The 21,273-nt window shown below is 63.4% G+C and carries 18 protein-coding genes and 1 pseudogene; 12 read left to right on the forward strand and 7 right to left on the reverse strand.

All coding sequences use genetic code 11. From position 1 onward, the window contains the following. Together P0Y43_RS21130 and P0Y43_RS21135 are read left to right on the forward strand one after the other, a co-directional pair. Positions 1-1,032: polyamine ABC transporter substrate-binding protein (locus P0Y43_RS21130; RefSeq protein ID WP_275639222.1), on the forward strand; the 1,032-nt coding region annotated here is incomplete at its 5' end. 257 nt (positions 1,033-1,289) lie between these two features. Continuing rightward, positions 1,290-1,730 carry an HIT family protein gene (locus P0Y43_RS21135; protein ID WP_275639223.1) on the forward strand — a complete coding sequence of 147 codons (441 nt, stop codon included), beginning with the start codon at positions 1,290-1,292 and terminating at the stop codon, positions 1,728-1,730. Positions 1,731-1,994: 264 nt separating this feature from the next. On the opposite strand, the gene P0Y43_RS21140 is transcribed toward P0Y43_RS21135, so the two are convergent. Then, positions 1,995-2,888 (reverse strand): LysR substrate-binding domain-containing protein, encoded by an 894-nt coding sequence (locus P0Y43_RS21140; protein ID WP_275639224.1) that lies wholly within the window; start codon positions 2,886-2,888, stop codon positions 1,995-1,997. 230 nt (positions 2,889-3,118) lie between these two features. Between P0Y43_RS21140 and P0Y43_RS21145 the strand changes: the two genes are divergently transcribed. The 9 genes from P0Y43_RS21145 to hutH all read left to right on the forward strand — a co-directional run bounded on the left by P0Y43_RS21145 (position 3,119) and on the right by hutH (position 12,035). After that, the gene (locus P0Y43_RS21145; protein ID WP_275639225.1) at positions 3,119-4,150 is read left to right on the forward strand and encodes an ABC transporter substrate-binding protein; all 1,032 of its coding nucleotides are present in this window, start codon (positions 3,119-3,121) and stop codon (positions 4,148-4,150) included. A 78-nt stretch (positions 4,151-4,228) separates the two neighbouring features. Continuing rightward, the gene (locus P0Y43_RS21150) at positions 4,229-5,311 is read left to right on the forward strand and encodes an ABC transporter ATP-binding protein (RefSeq protein ID WP_275639226.1); all 1,083 of its coding nucleotides are present in this window, start codon (positions 4,229-4,231) and stop codon (positions 5,309-5,311) included. Continuing rightward, positions 5,308-6,207: an ABC transporter permease gene (locus tag P0Y43_RS21155; RefSeq protein WP_275639227.1), complete on the forward strand. Its 900-nt coding sequence runs from the start codon at positions 5,308-5,310 to the stop codon at positions 6,205-6,207. The genes P0Y43_RS21150 and P0Y43_RS21155 overlap by 4 nt, the downstream gene beginning before the upstream one ends. A gap of 1 nt (position 6,208) precedes the next feature. Continuing rightward, positions 6,209-7,003 carry an ABC transporter permease gene (locus P0Y43_RS21160; RefSeq protein WP_275639228.1) on the forward strand — a complete coding sequence of 265 codons (795 nt, stop codon included), beginning with the start codon at positions 6,209-6,211 and terminating at the stop codon, positions 7,001-7,003. After that, the gene (locus P0Y43_RS21165) at positions 7,003-8,103 is read left to right on the forward strand and encodes an NAD(P)/FAD-dependent oxidoreductase (protein WP_275639229.1); all 1,101 of its coding nucleotides are present in this window, start codon (positions 7,003-7,005) and stop codon (positions 8,101-8,103) included. Before P0Y43_RS21160 ends, P0Y43_RS21165 begins: the two co-directional genes overlap by 1 nt. Further along, positions 8,081-8,389: a (2Fe-2S)-binding protein gene (locus P0Y43_RS21170; RefSeq protein WP_275639230.1), complete on the forward strand. Its 309-nt coding sequence runs from the start codon at positions 8,081-8,083 to the stop codon at positions 8,387-8,389. The genes P0Y43_RS21165 and P0Y43_RS21170 overlap by 23 nt, the downstream gene beginning before the upstream one ends. Then, a complete protein-coding gene (locus P0Y43_RS21175; protein WP_275639231.1) occupies positions 8,386-9,825 on the forward strand; it encodes an NAD(P)/FAD-dependent oxidoreductase in 1,440 nt (479 codons plus the stop codon). Before P0Y43_RS21170 ends, P0Y43_RS21175 begins: the two co-directional genes overlap by 4 nt. A gap of 72 nt (positions 9,826-9,897) precedes the next feature. Then, positions 9,898-10,251 carry a RidA family protein gene (locus tag P0Y43_RS21180; protein WP_275639232.1) on the forward strand — a complete coding sequence of 118 codons (354 nt, stop codon included), beginning with the start codon at positions 9,898-9,900 and terminating at the stop codon, positions 10,249-10,251. A 251-nt stretch (positions 10,252-10,502) separates the two neighbouring features. Continuing rightward, positions 10,503-12,035, forward strand: a complete 1,533-nt coding sequence (hutH, locus tag P0Y43_RS21185) for a histidine ammonia-lyase (RefSeq protein WP_275639233.1) — start codon at positions 10,503-10,505, stop codon at positions 12,033-12,035. 78 nt (positions 12,036-12,113) lie between these two features. On the opposite strand, the pseudogene P0Y43_RS21190 reads toward hutH, so the two are convergent. Then, positions 12,114-13,427 (reverse strand): annotated as a pseudogene (locus tag P0Y43_RS21190) (spinster family MFS transporter); the annotation flags it as partial. Positions 13,428-13,572: 145 nt separating this feature from the next. Here P0Y43_RS21190 and P0Y43_RS21195 point away from each other — a divergent pair. Continuing rightward, complete coding sequence (locus P0Y43_RS21195) at positions 13,573-14,022, forward strand: GNAT family N-acetyltransferase (RefSeq protein WP_275639234.1); 450 nt, start codon at positions 13,573-13,575, stop codon at positions 14,020-14,022. 47 nt (positions 14,023-14,069) lie between these two features. Here the strand turns inward: P0Y43_RS21195 and P0Y43_RS21200 are convergent, their stop codons facing one another. The 5 genes from P0Y43_RS21200 to kdpB all read right to left on the reverse strand — a co-directional run bounded on the left by P0Y43_RS21200 (position 14,070) and on the right by kdpB (position 21,266). Further along, positions 14,070-15,050 carry a D-2-hydroxyacid dehydrogenase family protein gene (locus P0Y43_RS21200; protein ID WP_275639235.1) on the reverse strand — a complete coding sequence of 327 codons (981 nt, stop codon included), beginning with the start codon at positions 15,048-15,050 and terminating at the stop codon, positions 14,070-14,072. A 109-nt stretch (positions 15,051-15,159) separates the two neighbouring features. After that, positions 15,160-15,861 (reverse strand): response regulator, encoded by a 702-nt coding sequence (locus P0Y43_RS21205; RefSeq protein ID WP_275639236.1) that lies wholly within the window; start codon positions 15,859-15,861, stop codon positions 15,160-15,162. Beyond that, positions 15,858-18,512 (reverse strand): sensor histidine kinase, encoded by a 2,655-nt coding sequence (locus P0Y43_RS21210; RefSeq protein ID WP_275639237.1) that lies wholly within the window; start codon positions 18,510-18,512, stop codon positions 15,858-15,860. Before P0Y43_RS21210 ends, P0Y43_RS21205 begins: the two co-directional genes overlap by 4 nt. A gap of 137 nt (positions 18,513-18,649) precedes the next feature. Beyond that, positions 18,650-19,204 (reverse strand): potassium-transporting ATPase subunit KdpC, encoded by a 555-nt coding sequence (gene kdpC / locus P0Y43_RS21215; protein WP_275639238.1) that lies wholly within the window; start codon positions 19,202-19,204, stop codon positions 18,650-18,652. A gap of 10 nt (positions 19,205-19,214) precedes the next feature. After that, entirely contained in the window at positions 19,215-21,266 is a 2,052-nt protein-coding gene (kdpB, locus tag P0Y43_RS21220) for a potassium-transporting ATPase subunit KdpB (protein WP_275639239.1), read from the reverse strand. Positions 21,267-21,273: the final 7 nt, after the last annotated feature.

Consider the following 21,273-nt stretch of genomic DNA (forward strand, 5'->3'; position numbering starts at 1 on the left):
GCTGACGACAAGGTGCTGAACGTCTACAACTGGTCGGACTACATCGCGCCGGACACCATCGCCAAGTTCGAGAAGCAGACCGGCATCAAGGTCAAGTACGACGTCTTCGACAGCAACGAAACCCTGGAAGCCAAGCTGCTGGCCGGCAAGTCGGGCTACGACATCGTCGTGCCGTCGAACAACTTCCTGGCCAAGCAGATCAAGGCCGGTGTCTATGAGGAGCTCGACCGCTCCAAGCTGCCGAACTGGAAGAACCTCGACGAAGACCTGCTCAAGGCTGTCGGCGACGCCAGCGACAAAGGCAACAAGCACGCCTTCCCGTACATGTGGGGCTCCATCGGCATCGGCTACAACCCGGCGAAGGTCAAGGCCGCGCTGGGCGTGGACAAGATCGACTCGTGGGACGCCGTGTTCAAGCCGGAGAACATCGCCAAGCTCAAGAGCTGCGGCGTGAGCTTCCTCGACGCGCCGACCGAAATGCTTCCGGCTGCGCTGCACTACCTGGGCCTGCCGAGCGACAGCACCAAGAAGGAAGACCTGGCCGCCGCCGAGGCGCTGTTCCTGAAGGTCCGTCCTTCGATCACCTACTTCCACTCCTCCAAGTACATCGGTGACCTGGCCAACGGCAACATCTGCGTGGCCGTTGGCTACTCGGGCGACCTGGAGCAGTCCAAGGCCCGCGCCCACGAAGCCGGCGACAAGGTCAAGCTGGACTACGTCATTCCGAAAGAAGGCGCTGGTACCTTCTACGACATGGTCGCCATCCCCAAGGATGCCGAGCACAAGGAAGCCGCCTACCAGTTCATGGACTTCCTGATGCAGCCTGAAGTCATGGCCGAGATCACCAACGCCGTGCGCTTCCCGAACGGCAACAAGGCCGCGACCCCGTTCGTCGACAAGGACATCACCAGCGACCCGAGCATCTACCCGCCGGCGGAGGTGAAGCAGCAGCTGTATGCGATCGCCGCGCCTGACGCTGCCGCCCAGCGTGTGATCACTCGCAGCTGGACCAAGATCAAGTCGGGCAAGTAATAAACGCGAACATTTCGAGCAAGCACAATGCTTGCGACGAGCAGTGTTTTGAAGTCGTACGTTATTCTTGCTACGCCTGCAACGGTTGAAAGCCAGGGCGCCGCGCTAATGCCAGTCAGTCACGCTGACTGGCATTTTCATTTTCGGGTGAGGTACTTCGCAGGTACGAGAACGTAAAAAACTCTAGCGCAACTGTTCGCAACCGCCGTGCCGAGCCGGTATGGTGCGAACACATTCACAACGTGATGGAGTGCCCCATGAGCCTTTACGGCGATTATGATTCGCAGAACATCTTTGCCAAGATCATCCGCGGCGAATTACCTTGCTACAAGCTGCATGAAGACGACGATGTGCTGGTTTTTCTGGATTTGTTTCCGCAGTCGTTCGGTCACACCCTGCTTATCCCCAAGCACGCCAAGGCCCGAAACCTGCTGGAGCTCGACGCCGACAGCCTGACCAAACTGACCCTGGCGGTGCAGAAGGTAGCCCGCGTGCTGACTGACGAACTGCAGCCCGACGGTGTGCAGATCGCCCAGTTCAACGGCGCGGCCGCAGGGCAGACCGTGTTTCATATCCATATGCACGTGATTCCACGTTTCAGCGAGCAGGCGCTGCAGAGTCACGCGGGTGGCAAGGCCGACCCGGCCGAGCTGGAGAAGCTGCAGGCCAGACTGGTGAAGCGCTTCCAGAGCGCGTGATGGGTACCCGATGAGGCCCAACAGGACCGGCTCTAGTGTGGTGTTTCAGAGGTACCCCTTAGCATTTCGAGCAAGCAAACGCTTGCAACGAGCAGCGCTTTGAAGGCCTACATTGTTTTTGCTGCGCCTGTAGCGATTGAAAACCAGGGCGTCGTGCTGATGCCAGTCAGTCAAGCTGACTGGCATTTTCATTTTCGGGGGAGGCACTTCGCAGATTGCTTCAACGGCTCGTGCTGCCGGTGCGCTAGGTTTCCCGGATGCCACTCAAGCGGGAGGCGACAGGGCAACGACCTTCTCCTTTACAAACGCTAGAAACGCCGAGGTCAATCGTGAGGCAACCGTTTGTTCAGAGGTCGCAATGCCGTACTCAAAGTCAATTTCAGGCTCAAAGGGAAGCACTGTAACTTTGTCTGCGAGCGTATCGGCCACCGCGGGATCGATGATAGAAACGCCGGCGCCAAAACTGACCAGGGAGGCGATGACGGTCGATTGCTGGCATTCAATGTTAAGGCGGCGCTCCACTTGGTAACTCGCAAAGAGTTCATCAACGATGCGTCGGGTGTCCAGTTCTTGAGGGTATGAAATGAACGACTCACCGGCCAAGTCTTCCGGCGTGATGCGCGCACGGCCCGCTAACGGGTGGCCGATCGGCAGAATGCAACGCATGGGCGCCGTGAACAGTCGCTCGAGTTTTATGCCGGGTTGCCAAGTGGTGTAAGTCACGAAGCCCACGTCACATTGTTCGTTGGCCACCATTTCACTGACGGTCTTGGTGCCATGAATGCTTAGGATCACCGTCACCCCTTCATGCAGCGCCATGAATTCCGAGATCCAGGCGGGCAACAATCCTGCGGCCAGGGCGGGGGCGCAACAAACGGTCAGGGCGCCTTTGTTCAGTGACCGTATCTGACGGGCGGCATGGGCAATCCGTTCGACCCCGACAAACGAACGTTCCACTTCGCGATACAGCAGTTCGGCATCGGCCGTTGGGAACAAGCGAGCCTTCTCCCGTACGAACAGCTTGAAGCCGACGTCCTCTTCCAGATCCGCGATCAACCGGGTTACAGCGGGTTGAGTCACACTCATCATCTCTGCGGCGCTGGTGATCGAGTGCCTGATCATCACCGCGCGAAACGCCTCCAGCTGCCTGTTTTTCATCCCGTTTTATTCTCATTACATTTCGACATTCGTTTCCATGTATTTCTGCCGATTTCGATGACGGCACCTATACAGTAACCGAAAATATTCGCGATAGCGCCTGGAAAAACCATCACATTTGGACATGGATTTCGCCTGAATTGTAATTGGACCTGCCGGTGTCAATTGCAGACACTGAGGCTGCCCGGCAGGTGCGGGCATCGACAGCGGTACTCATATCAGGAGTCAACATGACCAGAAAGTTTACCCCCGCACTCGTAGTGGCGTCGTTGTTCGCCAGCCACGCCCATGCCGAGCAATTCACACTTTACGTCGCCGCGTTCGGCGGCTCGTTCGAGCAATTGCTCAAGACGCAGATCGTCCCGCCGTTCGAGAAAATGACCGGTAGCAAAGTGATCCTGGTACCGGGCGATACCACTACCACCCTGGCACGCATGCAGGCACAGAAAGGCAAGCAAACGCTGGATGTAGCCTTCCTGGATGATGGCCCGATGTCACAAGCGGCGAAGTTGGATTATTGCGAGAAACTGACCGACGCGCCGATCTACAAAGACCTGCATGAAGCTGCACATTTCAAAAGCAACAAAGCCGTGACCATTGGTTTGGACGGTACTGGCATTGTCTACAATGAGCGCGTCTTTGCCGCCAAGGGCTGGGCGCCACCTACGTCGTGGAAAGATCTGCAAAACCCCTTGTACAAGGGGCACGTGCAATTTCCCAGCATCACAAATGGCTACGGCATTGAAAGCCTGGTGATGTTCGCACGCCTCAATGGCGGCAGCGAGCAGAACATCGAGCCAGGTTTTGTCGCGATAAAAAACAGCGTGGCACCTAACGTTCTGTCCTTCGATCCATCGCCGGGCAAAATTTCCGAGCTGTTTCAGAACGACAGCCTCTGGATTGGCGCCTGGGGTGCAGGCCGCACCCAATCACTGCGCAATCAAGGTGTACCAGTGAAATTCGTCGCACCCAAGGAAGGTGTGATGGCATTGGGCCTAAGCGTTTGTCCGGTGAAACACGACACCGTCAATGCATTGGCCCAGAAGTTCGTTCAATACACCTTGACCCCGCAGGTGCAGGCACTGTTTGCCGCTGAAGAGGGTGTGGCACCGGTCAACAAGCATACCGAGCTACCGCCCGACGTACAGGCGAAGATACCTGACAACGCAACCGTGGCGGCGATGTTGAGTATCGATTGGGACATCATCAATGCCATGCGCCCCACCTGGATACAGCAGTGGAATCGCCAGATCGAGCAATGATATTCGCGGCCCAGGCAGGACTTTCATCTTGCCTGAGCCTGCACGCGCCCGCCCAAGCGAACAGTGAGTCTAATAAAAATGAGCTATTTGAGTATCGAAGGCCTGAGCAAGTCGTATGGCGACTTGACCGTCCTGCATGGCGTCAATCTGAGCGTCGAGCAGGGTGAGTTCATCTCACTATTGGGGCCTTCAGGTTGTGGCAAGACCACGACCTTGCAAATGATCGCCGGCTTCATCGACCCTAGCCAGGGAGATATCCGTCTGCAAGGCCAATCGTTGTTAGGTCGGCCTCCCGCACAGCGCGGCTTGGGCATGGTCTTTCAAAGCTACGCATTGTTCGCGCACATGACCGTTCGGGAAAACATTGACTTCGGTCTGCAGATGCGGGGGGTGTCACGCAACGAGCGAACGCGTCAGGTCACTCAATCCCTTGAACTGGTGCAGCTGGGCGCCCACGGCGACAAGTTTCCTCGTGACTTGTCCGGTGGTCAGCGCCAACGCGTCGCATTGGCCCGCGCCCTGATCATCAAGCCGCCGTTGTTGTTGCTCGATGAGCCGCTTTCCAACTTGGATGCCAAGCTGCGTCACGACATGCAAACCGAACTGCGCAGCATCCAGCGTCAGGTGGGAACCACGACGATCATGGTCACCCACGATCAAGACGAAGCCCTGGCGATGAGTGACCGTGTCGCGTTGTTGAACCGGGGTCGAATCGTGCGTTTCGACAAGCCCAACCATTTATACGACGATCCGCGATCGCACTTCGCCGCCCATTTCATTGGCGGTGCCAATCTACTCGAGGGCGAAATCGTGCTGCAGGACGGCCAGCGACAGTTTGTTTGTGGTTCGGGCACCCTGACACTGGACACTGAGTTGCCGTGTGGCCGTGCAACCTTTTCGTTGCGGCCCGAGCGTATTGACTTGGTTGAAGGCCCTGCGGCCGTTCTCAACGGAAACGTCGTGGGCTGTGTGTTCAAGGGCAATTGCTGGCTGGTCACGGTGATGACAGAACTGGGGCGGCTGCAAGTCCTGTGCGCCAATCGCGGTCAGGCGACTGTGCTGCCAGGCTCGCAAGTGGGTTTGTCTTGGGAGCCTTCAGCCCTGCGCCATGTGGTCTCGCCCAGTGAGTTGCCGCCCGCACAGGTCGGGGTAGCGCAATGACCCATTCATCCGTATCGATCCCCCGTCGCCGGGCTTTCGAGTTCAGCAGCCGAGCGCTGTTGCTCTTGCTGCCAGCCAGCCTGTTGTTCATGGCGCTGCTGATCATTCCGATGTTGATGACTGGCGAACTGAGCCTGCATGGTTTCGACACTGCAACCAGCGACGTGCTGGCGACGCGCTCCTGGCACAACTATGAACGGGTGCTGTTCGACCCCTACTACCAAACCATTTTCCTGCGCACCCTTGGTCTGGCGTTGGCGGTAACCGTGGGCGCCCTGGTGTTGGGTGTGCCTGAGGCTTACATCATTTTTCGGATGCGGCCACGTTGGCGCGCGTTTTTTCTGATCATGACCCTTGCGCCGTTATTGATCTCGGCCGTGGTGCGGACGCTGGGCTGGTCAATCCTGCTGAGTCAGAACGGGGTCGTTTCCAGCGCCCTGGTGTGGCTGGGTCTTGTAGACGGCAACGCGCAGATGCTGTTCTCGTTTTGGGCGGTGGTCGTTGTCCTGATCCATGCGCTGGTGCCGCTGGTGATCTTATCGGTGTGGACCTCGCTGCAAGGCATTGACCCGCAAAGCTGCAATGCCGCGCTTAGCCTGGGAGCCGGACCGGTGACAGTCTGGCGGCGCATCGTCTTACCGCAAATCCTGCCCGGCGTGCTATCCGGCAGCCTGATGACCTTCGCCCTCAGCGCGAGTGCGTTCGCCACGCCTGCGCTGATCGGTGGCAGACGTGTAAAAGTCGCGGCCACAGCGGCCTACGATGAATTTCTCAACACCTTGAACTGGCCTGTCGGCGCGACCATCGCCGTCCTCCTGCTACTGCTCAACATGCTGGTCATCGGCGTGTACGGCAAGCTGGTCGAGCGCCGAATTCAACGTCGCCTGGGGCGCTGACATGAACAAGAACGGATGGTTTGCGCTGGTTTTTCATGGCCTGTTTTCGGTGTTTCTGGCGGCACCACTGATCATCGTCTGCCTGGTCGCCTTTACCCCGGAGAACATGCTGAGCGTCCCCACATCGCACTTTTCCACACGCTGGTTTGTGGCACTGTTCAATGACCACGCTTTCATCACGGCGTTCTGCAACAGCATGGGCCTGGCAACGCTTTCCGCCACGGGGGCAGTGCTGTTGGGCGTGCCCGCCGCATTGGGTCTGATGCGGTATTCGTTCCCCGGCCGGGCCGTGTTGAACGGCTTGTTGTTGTCGCCGCTGATGATTCCACCCGTGGTACTCGGGGTCGCGTTGTTGCGCCTGTTCAGTGAATTTGGCGCCAACGGCTCGTTCACCTCGCTGGTTCTAGCCCATGTGATGCTGATCTTTCCCTATTCACTGCGTCTGATCATGGCGTCGATGGTGAGCCTGTCCCGTGAACCGGAACATGCGGCGATGTCGCTGGGCGCCAGTACCTGGACAACCTTTCGCCGCATCACGCTGCCAGCACTGCTCCCCGGCATCTTCGGCGGTTGGGTCCTGGCCTTTGCGAGCAGTTTCGACGAGCTGACCGCCACCATTTTCCTCGCCTCTCCGGCGACGATCACGTTGCCGGTGCGCATCTACATGAGCATGACCGAAACCATCGATCCCCTGGTGGCGGCGATCGCGGTCGTGATCATCGCGGTCACGATCGGCTTGATGTTCGTGCTTGATCGCGTGGTGGGGCTAGACAAAGTTCTGATGGGGAAAAACTGATGAAGAACGACTACGACTACGTGGTGGTGGGTGGAGGGTTGGTCGGGATGGCCATCGCTTACGGACTGGCCAAGCGAGGGGTCAGCACCCTGGTACTCGATGGCGAAGATTCCAGCGTGCGCGCCGCCCGGGGCAACTTTGGGCTGGTCTGGGTGTCGAGCAAAGGTTCGCGGCAGATCGACTATGCGCGCTGGTCATTGGAGTCCTCGCAATTGTGGCCGGGCTTCTGCCAGGAGCTGGAAGACGCCGGCGGCATGAAGCTGGGGTACGAAAAACCCGGTGGAATCATGATCGCCATGAACGAGGAAAGCCTGGCCAATAGCGCGGCGGCGCTGGAAAAGCTCCATGCGCAAGATAGTCGCTTGAGTTATGAAGTGCTTGATCACGGGCAATTGAAACAGCGCATTCCCGCCATAGGGCCGGAGGTGACAGGCGCAGTTTATTCGCCCCACGACGGGCATGTCAGCCCGCTTTATACCTTGCGCTGCCTGTTCGCGGCGTTTGAACGCGTCGGGGGCGTCTATCGATCGGATGCGCGGGTCGATTTGATCGTCCCGCGCGACGGCGGCTTCCGGCTGACCGCCGGCCAGCAGACGTTCGATGCAGGGAAGGTGGTGCTCTGCGCCGGCCTCGGCAATCGTGCGCTGGCACCGATGGTCGGCCTGCGCGCGCCGGTGGTGCCGTTGCGTGGGCAAATTCTGGTCACAGAGCGGGTGCAACGCTTTCTGGATTACCCGACGCTCTCCGTCCGTCAAACCGCCGAGGGCTCGTTGCTGCTGGGGGACTCCGCCGAAGACGTGGATATGGATGACGGCGTGACGCCAGGCATCATTGCGCACATCGCGCAAAAAGCCATCGCGCCGTTTCCGCTGCTCAAGAACGTGCGTGTGGTGCGGGCTTGGGGCTCGTTGCGGATCATGACCCCCGACAGCATGCCGGTTTACGAAGAGTCGCTCGCGCACCCCGGGGCGTTTGTTGCCTTGTGCCACAGCGGCGTCACGCTGGCGGCCGCGCATTGCGAAAAACTCGTGCCCTGGCTCATGGGTGCTCCTCGTCCCTCACTTCTCGACTACTTCTATGCCAAACGTTTCGCTGTTTAGCGCGCTCGCCGCTGCGCCAGCCGCCCAGGTCTCAATCCTGATCAATGACCGCCCCTTCAGCGTGCCGAACTACATGACGGTCGCCGCTGCGCTGCTGAGCGTGGGTGTGACTCATCTGCGGGAAACGCCGGTGTCGAATGCGCCACGGGCGCCGTTTTGCATGATGGGAGCGTGTTTCGAATGCCTCGTGGAGATTGACGGTGTGCCCAATCAACAGGCCTGCATGACGCTGGTGCAGCCTGGAATGAAGATCCGATCGATGATCGGTGCCAGGAGTCTGAAATGAGCATGACCCAAGTTGACCTGCTGATCATCGGCGCCGGCCCGGCCGGGATGAGTTGTGCGATACAAGCGCGGGAAGCGGGCCTGGAGGTGCTGCTGCTGGACGAAAACCAGCAGCCGGGCGGGCAGATCTATCGCAGCGTGGCGCACTCGCCGTTGGCTGATCCTGGTCTGCTGGGCAAGGACTATACCGTCGGCGCAGCGCTGGTTAAGCGTTTCCTGGCGAGCGGTGCGACCTATTGGCCAAGCACCTTGGCGTGGCAGATTACTCGCGACCTACAAGTGAGCTTCACCCGCAACGGGGCTAATGGCAGTGGCGGCAGCGGCCAAATCCAGGCGCGCGCATTGGTCATCGCCAATGGCGCACAGGAGCGACCGGTGCCGTTTCCTGGTTGGACGCTGCCCGGTGTCATGAGCATCGGCGCCGCGCAAACGCTGCTGAAGTCTTCCGCACTGCTGCCCAGTCAGCGGGTGGTGCTGGCGGGCAGCGGGCCGTTGCTTTATCTGTTTGCCTGGCAGTTGATCCGCTCGGGCAGTTCCGTCGCGGCCATTCTCGACACCACGCCGCGAGCCAACCGCTTTCCAGCGTTGCGCTACCTGTTTTCGGCGTTGCGGGCACCGGGCTACTTGCTCAAAGGCATGGGCTTGTTAAAGACCATACGCGGCAGTGCCATACCGCGCATCCAGCATGTCGAAAGCCTTTCTGCCCACGGGCAGGGCGCTGTCGGGAGTGTTCGCTACACCGTTGACGGTCGCGAAACGCAGATCGACTCGGACCTGCTGCTTGTCCATCAGGGTGTCATTCCCAACGTCCAACTGACGCGTTCACTGGGCTGCGAGCATCGTTGGGACGAGATGCAGCTCTGCTGGCGACCTGAGCTCGATGAATGGGGGCAGACGTCGCTCACAGGCATCTACGTCGCCGGGGACGGTGGCGGCATCGATGGCGCCAAGGTGGCGGAGCTGTCAGGGGCGATTACTGCACTGCAGATCGGTCAGCAACTGGGCTTTCTTGACGAAACCGTCCGCGACACGAAAGCGCGCCCACTCAAGCGCAAGCTCGATACCCATCGGGCTATTCGGCCATTCCTGGACACACTGTATCGGCCTGCGGAGATTTTCCGTCGGCCATCGGATTCGACCATCGTCTGTCGCTGCGAAGAAGTCAGCGCCGGCGATATCCGCGTCATGAGTCGACTGGGTTGCACTGGACCGAACCAGACCAAGTCATTCTCTCGGTGTGGCATGGGGCCCTGTCAGGGACGCATGTGCGGAATCACGGTGGGGGAAATTCTGGCTGAAGCCAGGCATGCGCCTATGCAGACGGTCGGTTATTACCGGATTCGCCCTCCCATCAAACCCGTGCAGTTGATCGATCTGGCAAACGCTTACGTGCCGGATGCGAATGCAGTGCCGATGGCAGCATTTGTACCCAAATAGGACATGAAGCCAACGCCGGTAGTTTCGGGCGGCCCGCCTGGACTCATTCACACGCCACACCAGGAATTTAAAATGAAAGAGATTGTTCGCTTCGATAGCAATCAGCGCATGAGTCGCGCGATTTTATGCAATGGCTTTTTATTCATCGGCGGGCAAACAGCGTCAGACGCCGCGCAAGATATCAAAGGCCAAACCGCTCAAGTCTTGCAAAAAATAGATAGTTTCCTGGAGAAGGCCGGGCTGGATAAAACACGCATTATTTCCGCACAGATCTGGTTAGCGGATATACAGTCAGACTTTGCAAGCATGAACGAGGTGTGGGATGCGTGGGTGCCCGAAGGTCAAACACCCGCCCGTGCAACGGTGGAGTCGCGTCTGGCGCTGCCGGAATTGTTGATTGAAATCACCGTCGTGGCCGCCGGATAGCTGGAACGCAAGATAAACGCAAGGCGGTCTGATATCCCGAGTGCAGTAAATAAATTAACGCAGTCCCGCCGCAGGGGTAGTCGATTCTTTCAGTGGGCGGGGTGAACCGCCAAGACACCCATAGCCGGGTTTGAGGCTTCGCCGTTTCAAGGCATTGGCTCAGCCAAATAATTATAGTTTGGCGCCAGTGTCTCTGCCCAAGTGCGCAACTTGAGCCCCGCTATAATGACTTCCATCAAAGGAACGTGAGCATGTTTGCACTTGACCTTATTCCAGGGCAACTGAGCCTTGCCCAACTGCGTGCTGTTTACCAGCAACCGGTAAAACTCAGCCTTGATCGCCCTGCTTCGCCGCACATTGAAGCCAGTGTGGCCTGCGTGGAACAAATCCTCGCCGAGAACCGTACCGCGTACGGTATCAACACCGGTTTCGGCCTACTGGCATCGACCCGCATCGCCAGCACAGACCTGGAAGACCTGCAGCGGTCCCTGGTGCTGTCCCACGCCGCTGGCGTTGGTCAGCCAATCAGTGATGAGCTATGTCGACTGATCATGGTGCTCAAGGTCAATAGCCTGAGCCGTGGCTTCTCCGGTATCCGCCGTAAAGTCATCGACGCACTGATCTCGCTGATCAACGCCCAGGTGTATCCGCACATTCCATTGAAAGGTTCGGTCGGTGCGTCTGGCGACCTGGCCCCGCTGGCGCACATGTCGCTAGTGCTGATGGGCGAAGGCAAGGCACGTCACAAGGGCCTATGGCTCCCGGCCACCGAAGCGCTTGCCTTGGCCGGCCTGGAACCTTTGACGCTGGCCGCCAAGGAAGGACTGGCGCTACTCAACGGTACACAGGCGTCCACGGCCTTCGCACTGCGTGGGCTGTTCGAAGCTGAAGACCTGTTCGCCGCCGCCCTGGCCGTGGGCAGCCTGAGCGTTGAGGCCGTACTAGGCTCGCGGTCGCCCTTCGACGCTCGCATCCACGAGGCCCGTGGCCAGAAAGGCCAGATTGACGCGGCAGCCGCCTATCGCCACTTGCTGGATGAGCGTAGTGAGGTGTCCGACTCCCACGACAACTGCGGGAAGGTCCAGGACCCCTACTCCCTGCGTTGCCAGCCGCAAGTCATGGGCGCATGCCTGACCCAGCTCCGTCAGGCCGCGGACGTCTTGGCTGTCGAAGCCAACGCCGTGTCCGATAACCCGTTGGTCTTTGCTGCCGAAGGCGATGTGCTTTCCGGTGGCAACTTCCACGCCGAGCCTGTGGCCATGGCCGCTGACAACATGGCGCTGGCCATCGCCGAGATCGGCTCCCTGAGCGAACGCCGCATCTCGCTGATGATGGACAAGCACATGTCACAACTGCCGCCGTTTCTCGTGGCTAACGGCGGTGTGAACTCAGGTTTCATGATCGCCCAGGTGACTGCGGCGGCACTGGCTAGCGAAAACAAAGCCTTGTCTCATCCCCATTCGGTGGACAGCATACCGACATCGGCCAACCAGGAAGATCATGTGTCGATGGCCCCGGCTGCTGGTAGACGCCTGTGGGAAATGGCCGAGAACACTCGCGGGATTCTCGCTGTGGAATGGCTGGCAGCTGCCCAGGGCCTGGACTTGCGCAATGGCCTGAAAACCTCATCGAGACTGGAAAAGATCCGGGCGCTCTTGCGCGCTGAAGTGCGCTTCTATGAAAAGGACCGCTTCTTCGCCTTGGACATCAACGCTGCAGCGCAGCTGTTGGCATCACGTTGCCTAAATCAGGCGATACCGGCAAATTTACTGCCTAGCTTGTAGTTCACCCGGCGTTTGCCCAAGGGCTTGCAAGGGCGGGGTCGCGCAGCAAGCGGCCTCGCCTGCCAACTGCTCACCGTCGGCAAACAGCCCCTCGCGCATCTTCTGCGCATCGCGCACAAAGCAGCGAGAGGCCGCCAGCAGAAACACCAGGGTCAGCAGAAGCGCCACCGGAATCAGGTACATCGCATCATGCAGCCCCTGGGCCTTGAACGCCTCGTTCATCATGCCCTCCCCCGCCTCGAGCATCGCCGACACGGCAAAGTGATCCGACAGGCCACCGACCACCACCGGCCCCAGGCCACCGCCCAGCAGGTACAGCCCGGCGAAGTACAGCGCCATGGCCGTGGCGCGCAGGCGCGGCTGCACCACGTCCTGGATCGCCGTGTACACGCAGGTGTAGAAGTTGTACGAGAACAGCCAGCCCGCCCCGAACACAGCCACGAAGACGCCCAGTTCGATACGCCCGGCCTGCAGCGCCCAGGCCGTGGCCAGGGTCGCCACCAGCATGCTCAGGGCGGCGAACAGCAAGCGCCCATTGGCGAAGCGCTGGTGCACCTTGTCGGCCACCCAGCCGCCGAGCGTGAGCCCCACCAGGCCGCTCAGGCCGACGATCACCCCCGTGGCCACGGCCGCGTCGTGCAGGGGCAGCGCGAAGTAGCGCTGCAGCATCGGCACCATGAACGAGTTGCAGGCATAGGAGGCGAAGTTGAAGGTCAGCCCCGCCAGCACCAGCCAGGCGAAGGTCGGCACGCTCAGCACCCGGCGCAGCGGGCGGTCCAGCGGGGCTTGCGAGGTGGCCACCGTTTCCGCCGCGCCGCGCGCCGGCTCGCGGATCATGAACAGGAACAGCGCCAGCACCAGCCCAGGCACGGCGGCGATGAAGAACGGCGCGCGCCAGCTGTCGAACGCCTGCACCATCGCGCCGATGGTGAAGAACGCCAGCAACAGCCCCAGCGGCAAGCCAAGCATGAAGATGCCCATTGCCCGCGCCCGCCGCCCGGCGGGGAACAGGTCGCCGATCAGCGAGTTGGCGGCGGGCGCGTAGCTGGCCTCGCCAATGCCCACGCCCATGCGTACCAGCAAAAAGCTCCAGAAGCTGCCGACCATGCCGTTTACCGCCGTCAACCCGCTCCAGGCCAGCAGGCCCCAGCCCATCAGCTTGCCGCGCGAACCAGTGTCGGCCAGGCGCGCCAGCGGCAAGCCGGCGATGGCGTAGACCAGGGTGAAGGCGGTGCCGATCAGGCCGATCTGGAAGTCGCTCAGGTGCCACTCCAGGCGGATCGGCTCGATGATGATCGCGGGGATGGTGCGGTCGAAGAAGTTGAACAGGTTGGCCAGGAACAGCAGGAACAGGATGCGCCAGGCGTTGGACGCTTGCGGGGCGGTCGTCATGGTCGGGTCCCTCGTTATTGTTGTTCGGGGCTTCCAGCATGTTGCTGGAATCTAGAGGGTGGGGCGCGCTGCGTCTGCCACCATTGACCAGGCTGATACGTTGCTATGCTGCGCTGTTCATGGGCATCGACAAGGAGGTTGGAGGATGAGCGCCACATTGCGTCTGGCCACGACGCGGGATATCGAGGTGCTGTTCGACATTCGCACGAGCGTTGAGCAAAACCATCTTTCGCGCGAGCAGATGGCTGAGCTGGGGATTACTGCGGCGGTGCTGGCCGAGGCGATTGGTGAGGCGCCTTGCGCGTGGATTGCCGAATGCCAGGGGCAGGCTGTCGGGTTCGTCATGGTGGATCACGGCCAGGGGGAAGTGTTTGCGTTGTTCGTGCGGCCACGGCACGAGGGCAAGGGCGTGGGGAAATCGCTACTGCAGCAGGCGGAAGCGGCCTTGTTCCAACACCATGAAGTGATTCACCTGACGACCGATGGTGCGCAGGGCATTCGGGCGAATGGGTTTTACCGGCACTTGGGGTGGGTGTGTACCGGGGCAGTCGACGCGCGGGATGTGCGCTATGAAAAGCAACGTATGACGGGCTGAAGCGCCGGGTTCGAGACGTGAACACGGCGCCGCGCCTACGGGGGGAATCAGCGCTGGGCCTTCGTCAGCGCTTCGGGGTTGGCGACGTTTTGCGGCGCCCCTGCGAAAAACGCCAGCACGTTGTCGAACGCATCACCGAAATACAGCTCGTAGCCATTCTTCTCCACGTACCCAAGGTGCGGCGTGCCCAGCACACGGGGGTGATGCAGCAGTGGGTGCCGTGGGTCGAGCAACGGCTCGTCCTCATACACATCCACCGCCGCATACCCCGGTCGCCCGGCGTCGAGCGCCCGCAGCAAGGCCCCAGGCGCGATCAGCTCGGCGCGGCTGACGTTCACCAGCAAGGCGTCGGTCTTCATCCTGGCAAGGTCTTCGAACGTCACGGCATGGCGGGTGCGCTCGGACAAGCGCAGGTTGAGGCTGACGATATCCGCCTCGGCGAAGAACGCCTCGCGCGACGCCGCCGCGCGGTGGCCATCGGCTTCAGCCGCGGCGCGGCTGGCATCGCTGCCCCACACCCGCACCGGCATGTCGAACGCCTGGGCATAGCGCGCCAGGCGCTGGCCGATCTTGCCGTAGCCCCAGATGCCCAACACCTGCCCCGCCAGTGCGCTGCCCAGGTTGACCTGCCAGCGGCCCTGGCGGAAGGCCTCGATGGCCGGCACCAGTTGGCGCCGGGCATTGAGGATCAGCGCCCAGGCCAGCTCCGCCGGCGCCACGGGGGAGCCACGGCCCTCGGTGACGACGATGCCACGCGCAGTGCAGGCGGCCAGGTCGAGGTGGCCGGAGACCTTGCCGGTCTGGCTGATCAACTTGAGGTTGGGCAGGCGGTCGAGCAAGGCGGCGTCGATGCGCGTGCGTTCGCGGGTGAGGACCAGGACGTCGGCGTCGGCGAAGCGGCTGGCGAGGTCGTCTGGCGAGGCGGGGTGTGGGTCGTGAAGGAGGGTGACGTCATGGCCTGCAAGGCGGGAATAGCAGTCGAGGGTGTGGATGACGTGCTGGTAGTCGTCTGGGATGACAATGCGCATGGTGGTCTGGCCCGGGCGGATGGGGGAGCAACAGACGATAGCCGAATCCAGGGTGCTGGGGTATGGCTCGGGCGGCGCCCGCGATGGCGTCGATAGGCCCCCTGCCCGCCTAGACCCCGGCAGGCGCCACCAGCCGGTACCCCACCCCCGGCTCGGTGACGATGAACCGCGGCGCCGTCGGGTCATCCCCAAGCTTCTGCCGCAAGTGCCCCACCACGATCCGCAGGTAATGGGTGTCGTCCACATGGGTCGGCCCCCAGATGTCCTTGAGCAGTTGCTGCTGGGTGATCACTCGCCCCGGATGCCCGGCCAGTTGCGCCAGCAGCGCGTACTCCTTGCGCGTCAGCGCCACCTCCACACCCTCGAGGGTCACTTTGCGAAAGGCGAAGTCGACCACCAGCGGCCCGAAGCTGGCATTCGCCGCCGGGGCCGCATCCGAGGGCGGCTTGTGGCGCAACAAAGCACGCACACGGGCGAGAAATTCCTGAATGCCGAAGGGCTTGGTCACGTAGTCGTTGGCGCCGCCATCCAGGGCGTCGACCTTCTGCACCTCGCTGGCACGCACCGACAACACCATCACCGGCACCGCGCTCCATTCGCGCAGTTCGCGCAGCACCTGCTGGCCGTCCATGTCCGGCAGCCCCAGGTCGAGCACCACCAGGTCAGGCTTGCTCAGGGCCGCCTGGGCCAAGCCTTCGCTGCCGGTGCCGGCCTCGATCACCTTGTAGCCCTGGGACACCAGGCTGATGCGCAGGAACTTGCGGATCTGCGGCTCGTCGTCGATGACCAGGAGGGTGGCGGCTTGGCTCATGGGGCTTCACTTTCGCTGTCGGGTTGTTCAGGCAACGGCAAGCATAGAGTGATGCACGTGCCCTGGCCATCGAGGCCCTCGCTCACCAGGATACGCCCACCATGGGCGCCGATCATGCCTTGGCAGATCGCCAGCCCCAGGCCGGTGCCCTGCCCGCCCCGGTCGCCACGGGCGGCGGTGTAGAACATGTCGAAGATCTTCTCGCGCTCGTCCATTGGAATGCCCGGCCCTTGGTCGCTGACGGCGAAGCACAGCTGCTCTTCGCGCACCGAAAGGTGCAGGTCCAGGCGGCCATGGGGTGGCGAGAAGCGCGCGGCGTTCTCCAGCACGTTGACCAACGCCTGCTCGATCAACGCGGCGTGCACGAACAACAGCGGCAGCGCCGCCGGCACCTCGGTGTGCACGCGCAGCGGCGCCAGCACCGCGCGCAGGCGGTTGAGGGCGCTGCCGACGATGTCGGTGGGCGCCACCCAGTCGCGGGCCAGCTTCAGGCCGCCGTGGCCCAGGCGGGTCATGTCCAGCAGGTTCTGGATATAGCGGTCCAGCCGTTCGGCTTCGTTGCGCGTGCCTTCGAGCAGGTCACGACGGTCGTGCGGCGGGATCGCGTCGCCCAGCGCCAACAGGCTGTCGATGCTGCCGCGCATGGCGGTCAGCGGTGTGCGCAGGTCGTGGGACACGGAAGCGAGCAAGGCGCTGCGCAACTGCTCGGTCTCGCCGTGCAGGCGCGCGGCCTCCAGTTGCTCGCCCAGGCGCGCGCGGGCCAGGGCCTGGGCCAGGGGTTCGGCCAGGGCCGTGAGCAGGCGCCGGCGCTGGGCGCCGAGCGGCTCGCCGGAGGCCGGGCGCACGCCCAGCAGGGCCAGCGGTTGGTCCTCCACCGCCAGCGGCCACCACCACCAGCGGCCATGGGGCAAGGTGTCGCTGCCATGACCGGCGGCCTGGCCGTGCTGCCAGGCCCATTCGGCGGCGGCGCGCTCGTTGTCGGTGAACGGCTGCGGGCTGCCGGTGGCCACGTGCAGGCGGCCCTCGGCGTCGCGTTCGAGCAGGCACACCTGGATGTCCTGCCAGTCGCCCAGGTGCTGGCCAGCAGCGCTGAACACCGCCTGGCGGTCGGTGGCCACGGTCAACCGGCGCGACAGGTCGAGCAGTTGCCGGGTTTCGCCCTGGGTCTCACGCAAGGCCTGCAACTGGCGGCGCTGGCGCGCGGCGAGGTTGCCGGTCAGGGCGGCCATCAACAGGAAGAACACCAAGGTCAGCACGTCTTCCTCGCGCTGGATGCGCAGCGAGAAGTTCGGCGGGATGAACAGGAAGTCATAGGCCAGGAACGACAGCGCCGCGCAGGCCAGCGCCGGGCCCAGGCTGCTGCGCACCGCCACCAGGAGCACGGCGGCGAGGAACACCAGGGAGATGTTGGGCAGCGCCAGCACGCTCGACACCGCCCAGGCCAAACCCGTGGCCAGCACCGTGGCCGCCAGCGCCAGCAGGTAGTGGCGCCACACCCAGACACGCCGCACCGCGGCGCGTGTGGGCAGCGGCTGGCTGTCGCGATCGAGCACGTTGATTTCCAGCCCACGGCTGTCGCGCAGCAGCCGCGCGGCCACGCCGGCGCCGAAGAAGCGCCGACGCAGCCGGTCGCGCGACTGGCCCACCAGCAGCAGGCTGGCGCGGCGCTCCAGGGCATGCTGGATCAGCGTGCGCGCCACCTCACCGGCGCGCAGCACCACCACCTCGCCGCCCAGGCGCTCGGCCAGTTGCTGGGCCGCTTGCAGGCGCTGGCGGGCGTTCTCGTCGCGCAGCCGGCCATTGTCCACGTGCACCAGGCTCCAGGGCAGGTGGCGACGCTGGGCGACGCGGCTGGCGTGGCGCACCAGGCGCTCGGCCTGAGCGTCGCCGTCCACGCCCACCAGCAGGCGCCCGCGCAGGGCCGGCGCTTCCTCGCCGCGCTGGCGGTAACCGTGGGCGAGGTCAGCGTCGACCTGCGCGGCGGCGGTTTGCATGGCCAGCTCGCGCAAGGCGGTGAGGTTGGTCTGGGAGAAGAAGGCGTCGATGGCCGCGCGGGCCTGCTCGGGCACGTACACCTTGCCTTCGCGCAGACGTTCGAGCAGCTCGCGCGGCGGCAGGTCGATCAGCACCAGCTCGAAGGCCTCCTGCAACACCCAGTCCGGCAGGGTTTCGCGCACCTGCACGCCCGTGATGTCGCGGACCTTGTCGTTGAGGCTTTCCAGGTGCTGGACGTTGACCGTGGTGTAGACATCGATGCCGGCGGCGAGCAGTTCCTGCACGTCTTGCCAGCGCTTGGCGTGGCGGCTGCCAGGGGCGTTGGTGTGCGCCAGTTCGTCGACCAGGGCCAGGGGCGGCGCGGCCTTGAGCAGGCCGTCGAGGTCCATTTCCTCGAGGGTGACGCCACGGTATTCGCTGCGCAGCAGGGGCTGTTGCGCCAGGCCCCCGAGCAAAGCCTCGGTTTCCGCACGGCCATGGGTTTCCACCACCCCGGCCAGCACCTTGATGCCCTGGCGCTGCTGGGCGTGGGCGGCCTGCAGCATGGCGAAGGTCTTGCCCACCCCGGGGGCGGCGCCCAGGAATACCTTGAGCCTGCCACGACCGTTGCGGGGCAGGCCGGCCAACAACGCGTCGGCGCGAGCGGAGTCGCTCATGTTTGGTCCTTCAGTTGGCGGTGGTTCGGGCCTGCGTTGCAGGCCATCGCGGGGCAAGCCCGGCCCTACAGGAACCCCGCTGATTTCGACAACGGTGGGTAACCTGTCGCGGGCTTGCCCTGCGGTGGGCCCTTGCATCAACGGGCGGTCAGGCGCTCCAGGGCTTGGTTCAGCGCCAGTACGTTGACCACCGGCGGGCCGATCAATGGGTGCAGGGTGGCGTCATTGACCAGCGCTTGCAAGCGCTCCTGCGACACGTTGCGCGCCGCCGCCACACGCGGTAACTGGTAGGCGATGGCCTGCGGCGGCAGGTGCGGGTCCAGGCCGCTGCCGGAGGTGGTCAGCAGCGCCTGGGGTACCGGGCCCAGGCTGGCCTGGTACTGGGCCGCGGCATCGGCCTTGATGCGCTCTGCCAGCGCCGGGTTGCTCGGCGCCAGGTTGCTGGCGCTGCTCGACACAGTGGCGAAGGCGCCCGCCGAGGGGCGCGACTGGAACCAGCCGTCGCCCTTGAATTCCTGGGCGATCAGCGACGAGCCACGCACCTGGCCCTGGTCGTCACGCACCAGGCTGCCATTGGCCTGCTCGGGGAAGGCGACCTGGGCGATGCCCGTCACCGCCAGGGGGTACAACGCGCCGGTGAGCACGATCATCAGCAGGACCAGGCTCAGGGCCGGACGAACGTAAGCAGTCATGATGGCCTCCTCAGACCAGATGCAGGGCATTGAGCAGCAGGTCGATCACTTTGATCCCGGCGAACGGCACGATGATGCCGCCCACGCCGTAGATCAGCAGGTTGCGCCGCAGCAGGTGCGCCGCACTCGCCGCCTGCACGCGCACGCCCCGCAGGGCCAGGGGGATGAGCACGATGATGATCAGCGCGTTGAACACGATCGCCGAGAGGATCGCGCTCTGCGGGCTGGCCAGCTGCATCAGGTTGAGCACGCCCAGCTGCGGGTAGATCGAGGCGAACAGCGCCGGCAGGATGGCGAAGTACTTGGCCACGTCGTTGGCGATGGAGAAGGTGGTCAGCGCGCCGCGCGTCACCAGCAGCTCCTTGCCCACCTGGACCACGTCCAGCAGCTTGGTCGGGTCGCTGTCCAGGTCGACCATGTTGGCCGCCTCGCGCGCGGCCTGGGTGCCGTCGTTCATGGCCATGCCGACATCGGCCTGGGCCAGCGCCGGGGCGTCGTTGGCGCCATCGCCGCACATGGCGACCAAGCGGCCGTCGTTCTGCTCCTGGCGGATGCGCGCCAGTTTCTTCTCTGGGGTGGCTTCGGCGAGCACGTCGTCCACACCGGCCTCGGCGGCGATGGCCGCAGCGGTCAGCGGGTTGTCGCCGGTGACCATCACGGTGCGGATGCCAAGTTTGCGCAGTTCGGCGAAGCGCTCGCGGATGCCGGGCTTGACCACGTCCTTGAGGTGGATCACCCCGAGCAGGCGGCGGTCGACGCACACCAGCAAGGGGGTGCCGCCGCTCTGGGCGATGCGCTCGACCTCACGGGCCAGCGAGGCTGGCATTTCCAGGCGCTGCATGCCGACGAAGGCCAGCACCGCGTCGACGGCGCCCTTGCGGTAGCGGTGCTGCTGGAAGTCGACACCCGAAAGGCGGGTTTCGGCGCTGAAGGCGATGGGCGTCAGTTGCTCGCCCGACGGTTCGCTGAAGTCATGCAACTGGCGCAGGTACTCGACGATCGACTTGCCCTCGGCGGTGTCGTCGGCCAGCGAGGCGAACAACGCGCCCTCCCCCAGCTCGCGGGCGGTCACGCCGGGGGCGGCGTGCAGCGCGCTGCACCGGCGATTGCCGAAAGTGATGGTGCCGGTTTTGTCGAGCATCAGCGTGTGCACGTCCCCTGCGGCTTCCACCGCGCGGCCCGAGCGGGCGATGACGTTCAAGCGCACCAGGCGGTCCATGCCGGCGATGCCGATGGCCGAGAGCAGGCCGCCGATGGTGGTCGGGATCAGCGTCACCAGCAGGGCGGCGAGGAAGATCAACGGCAGGCTGCCGCCGGCGAAGTGGGCGAACGGCTGCAAGGTGACCACCACGATCAGGAAGATCAGGGTCAGGCCGATCAGCAGGATGTCCAGGGCGATCTCGTTGGGGGTCTTCTGGCGTTTGGCGCCTTCGACCAGGGCGATCATGCGATCCAGGGTCGACTCGCCAGGGTTGCTGGTGATGCGGATCAGCAGCCAGTCGGAGACCAGGCGGGTGTTGCCGGTGACCGCCGAGCGGTCGCCGCCGGACTCGCGGATCACCGGCGCGGACTCGCCAGTGATCGCCGCCTCGTTGACCGCGGCGATGCCTTCGAGCACCTCGCCGTCGCCGGGGATCAGCTCACCGGCCAGCACCTTCACCACGTCGTCCCTGCGCAGGGCGGTGGCGGCCACGGTTTCGAAGCCGCCATTGGCCAGGCGGCGCTGGGCGGTCAGGCCCTGGCTGCCAGCCTTGAGGCTGTCGGCGCGGGCCTTGCCGCGGCCTTCAGCCAAGGCTTCGGCGAAGTTGGCGAAGAGCACGGTGAACCACAGCCACAGGGCGATCTGCACGGCCACGCCGATGCTCACACCGCTGCCGGGCACCAGGCACAGGGCCGTGGTGAGCACGGCGGTCAGGGCCACCACCAGCATCACCGGCGAGCGCTTGAGCTGGCGCGGGTCGAGCTTGACGAAGGCCTGCACCAGGGCCGGGCGCCACAGCGCCGAGAAGCGGGTCTGGTCGGCGGCACGCGGCGCTTTCACTTCAGTAACGGGCATGTTCATGGTCAAT

This window comes from Pseudomonas entomophila (genome assembly GCF_029193575.1).
Classification (GTDB): Bacteria; Pseudomonadota; Gammaproteobacteria; order Pseudomonadales; family Pseudomonadaceae; genus Aquipseudomonas; species Aquipseudomonas entomophila_G.

Coding starts and splice junctions, on each gene's coding strand:
- P0Y43_RS21135 (WP_275639223.1), top strand. CDS start 1,290: ATGAGCCTTTACGGCGATTATGATTCGCAGAACATCTTTGCCAAGATC.
- P0Y43_RS21140 (WP_275639224.1), bottom strand. CDS start 2,888: ATGAAAAACAGGCAGCTGGAGGCGTTTCGCGCGGTGATGATCAGGCAC.
- P0Y43_RS21145 (WP_275639225.1), top strand. CDS start 3,119: ATGACCAGAAAGTTTACCCCCGCACTCGTAGTGGCGTCGTTGTTCGCC.
- P0Y43_RS21150 (WP_275639226.1), top strand. CDS start 4,229: ATGAGCTATTTGAGTATCGAAGGCCTGAGCAAGTCGTATGGCGACTTG.
- P0Y43_RS21155 (WP_275639227.1), top strand. CDS start 5,308: ATGACCCATTCATCCGTATCGATCCCCCGTCGCCGGGCTTTCGAGTTC.
- P0Y43_RS21160 (WP_275639228.1), top strand. CDS start 6,209: ATGAACAAGAACGGATGGTTTGCGCTGGTTTTTCATGGCCTGTTTTCG.
- P0Y43_RS21165 (WP_275639229.1), top strand. CDS start 7,003: ATGAAGAACGACTACGACTACGTGGTGGTGGGTGGAGGGTTGGTCGGG.
- P0Y43_RS21170 (WP_275639230.1), top strand. CDS start 8,081: ATGCCAAACGTTTCGCTGTTTAGCGCGCTCGCCGCTGCGCCAGCCGCC.
- P0Y43_RS21175 (WP_275639231.1), top strand. CDS start 8,386: ATGAGCATGACCCAAGTTGACCTGCTGATCATCGGCGCCGGCCCGGCC.
- P0Y43_RS21180 (WP_275639232.1), top strand. CDS start 9,898: ATGAAAGAGATTGTTCGCTTCGATAGCAATCAGCGCATGAGTCGCGCG.
- hutH (WP_275639233.1), top strand. CDS start 10,503: ATGTTTGCACTTGACCTTATTCCAGGGCAACTGAGCCTTGCCCAACTG.
- P0Y43_RS21195 (WP_275639234.1), top strand. CDS start 13,573: ATGAGCGCCACATTGCGTCTGGCCACGACGCGGGATATCGAGGTGCTG.
- P0Y43_RS21200 (WP_275639235.1), bottom strand. CDS start 15,050: ATGCGCATTGTCATCCCAGACGACTACCAGCACGTCATCCACACCCTC.
- P0Y43_RS21205 (WP_275639236.1), bottom strand. CDS start 15,861: ATGAGCCAAGCCGCCACCCTCCTGGTCATCGACGACGAGCCGCAGATC.
- P0Y43_RS21210 (WP_275639237.1), bottom strand. CDS start 18,512: ATGAGCGACTCCGCTCGCGCCGACGCGTTGTTGGCCGGCCTGCCCCGC.
- kdpC (WP_275639238.1), bottom strand. CDS start 19,204: ATGACTGCTTACGTTCGTCCGGCCCTGAGCCTGGTCCTGCTGATGATC.
- kdpB (WP_275639239.1), bottom strand. CDS start 21,266: ATGAACATGCCCGTTACTGAAGTGAAAGCGCCGCGTGCCGCCGACCAG.